1 protein-coding gene is annotated in these 1058 nt (G+C 64.5%); it reads right to left on the bottom strand.

Annotated elements, in window-relative coordinates; genetic code table 11:
• On the bottom strand, positions 1-1058 hold a 1058-nt coding region (locus Q4P21_RS13755; protein ID WP_303389316.1), incomplete at both ends, for an alpha-amylase family glycosyl hydrolase.

Raw genomic sequence — 1058 nt, 5'->3', positions numbered from 1 at the left:
ATCAGCCGCCGGTACAAATCCAGCAGTCGTGCGTGATCCCCGGCAGCGGCTTCGGCCCAGTCGAGTTTGGAACGGAGGAACGTCTCGGGGTCCTGCGGGTTGGGCACCAACGCAGGATCCCACCCCATGCGTTCGAATTCCGCCAGGCGTCCGGCAGCAGTTGCTTCCGCCAGCTCCGGTTCGGGGTGGGAGGTGAAGAACTGCCACGGCGTGCTGGCCCCGTACTCCTCACCCATGAACAGCATGGGTGTGAAAGGGGAGGCCAGGGTAGCCACGGCAGCCACGGCGAGCTGCCCGTAGCCAAGCGTCTGGGAGAGCCTGTCACCGGCAGCGCGGTTGCCGATCTGGTCGTGGTTCTGGCTGCACACCACCAGCGCGGAGGGGTGCACCGCGCGAACGTCAAGGTCGCGGCCGTGGTGGCGGCCGCGGAAGCTGGAGTAGCTGCCATTGTGGAAAAAGCCCTTGTCCAGCACCTTCGCCAAGGCCCCGACGGAATCAAAGTCGGCGTAATAGCCCGTGGTTTCACCACTGACATTGACATGCAGGGCGTGGTGGAAGTCGTCGCTCCACTGCGCTCGCAGCCCAAGACCGTGCTGCTTACGCGGATACAGCATGCGCGGATCGTTGAGATCCGACTCCGCGATCATGGTCACCGGGCGCCCCACCTCGGCGGAGACCGCGTCGGCCAGTTCTCCCAACTCCTCCAGCAGCGTCAGCGCCCGCTCGTCCTTCAGCGCGTGCACGGCGTCGAGTCGCAAACCGTCCACATGGTAGTCCCGCAGCCACATGGCGGCATTCTCCAGGATGTATTGCCGGACGGTGTCTGACCCAGGCCCGTCAAGGTTGACCGAATCTCCCCACGTGTTAGCCGCACCCTCCTTGAGATACGGGCCGAAACGCGGCAGGTAGTTCCCGCTGGGACCCCAATGGTTGTAGACCACGTCCTGAATGACACCCATGCCTGCTTGGTGCGCGGCGTCAACAAAACGTTGGTAGGCCATTGGCCCGCCGTAGCCCTCGTGGACCGCATACCAAAGGACGCCGTCGTACCCCCAGTT

The organism is Arthrobacter sp., from assembly GCF_030540645.1.
In the GTDB taxonomy this organism is placed as follows: Bacteria; Actinomycetota; Actinomycetes; order Actinomycetales; family Micrococcaceae; genus Specibacter.
Note: the sequence above shows the minus strand (reverse complement) of the source record. Positions and strands in the feature narration are given on the sequence as shown.